The organism is Streptococcus infantis, assembly GCF_047465525.1.
GTDB lineage: Bacteria > Bacillota > Bacilli > Lactobacillales > Streptococcaceae > Streptococcus > Streptococcus infantis_R.
Genome location: NZ_JASGZS010000058.1, coordinates 1 through 1,204, shown reverse-complemented (window position 1 = coordinate 1,204; position 1,204 = coordinate 1). Strand labels below are relative to the sequence as shown.

Annotated in this window: 1 pseudogene; it reads right to left on the bottom strand. The window is 36.3% G+C overall.

Annotation, left to right across the window (positions count from 1 at the left end):
• A pseudogene (locus tag QM374_RS10705) lies at positions 1-1,114 on the bottom strand (IS4 family transposase); the annotation flags it as partial.
• Positions 1,115-1,204: the final 90 nt, after the last annotated feature.

The following is a 1,204-nucleotide window of genomic DNA, read 5'->3' as shown; positions in this document are numbered from 1 at the left end:
ATATCTTTGTTTTTTGTGACTACTGTCGATGGCAACTTGCGAGGTTAACCAACGACAAAAGTTAAAATTTGTAAATCGGGCAAAGATTTCTTGGAGAATCCCTTCCTTCTTTTTGGCATGAAAATTGACCAAGCCAATACTGTATTTCAGGTCACGAAAACTAGTCTCTATGCCCCATCTGCTGGCGTAGAGATTTTTTAATTGTTGGACTGAATAATCTGTATTTGTCACTAAAGTTTCGTATTTTCCTTCTTCCACTTCTAAACGCACCATACGAAAAGGAAGTTGGTATAGTTCAACAGGGTCATGTTTTTGACTTGTTTCTGGAAGAAAATCAAAAGTAGAATTGTGTGGAATAAAATGATAGTCATTGGGGAAATCACGATAAAGTTTTTTGAGCTGATTGGTTTGCTTTCGTGATAATTTTAGAGAAAAGTTTTGATCAAAACACTCTGTATTTGGCAAGTTGAAGGAGGAACGCATGGATTGTTTTCCATCTCGAATTCGGATGATATAAAGCCATCCTTTTTCTTGAAAATGAGCCATAAGATTGTAACTTTCATAGCCTCTATCCATGATAACAAGAGCTTTCTCGAAAGGGAGAAGCCTCCATCATCTGAATCAGAGCTAAGCACTCATGTTGCCTATGTTTGTCTTGAATAGAAACATCTCTATACACTCCAGTCTTCAAGTCGTATAGGGCATTTATGTGTATGAGATTATAGGATTTAACATCCGTTTGGGTTTGGATAGAGGTTTCTGTATCCATGGGATTTCGAGGAATACAGATATCACTTCCATCTGCAGCTAATATCGGAAGATTGGTGTTAAGTGGAATAGGTGCTGTAAATTCTTTAAATAAGGTATAGAAAGCCTCAGATTTTATCTGATAGCGTCTTTGAACAAAGGCTGAATTTGAAACTGTCAGTCTAGCATCTAGTAATTCTTTTGACAGTGATTTTCCTCCCATTCCCAGAATGGTACGAATCATGGTTTCTAGTGATAACCTTCTTTTACGAGTAAAGGCCTGTTCATCTTGTTTGACGAGCTCAACTTTTTGACTAAGGATACTCTGAATACTCTTATTCAAGTGGGCTTTTATCTGTTTTATCATGGGAAGTACCTCCTTAACTATCAGTTTAGCACATAAAAAAAGAAACCCAAATACAGAATTGTATTTGAATTTCTTAACTTAATGACATTG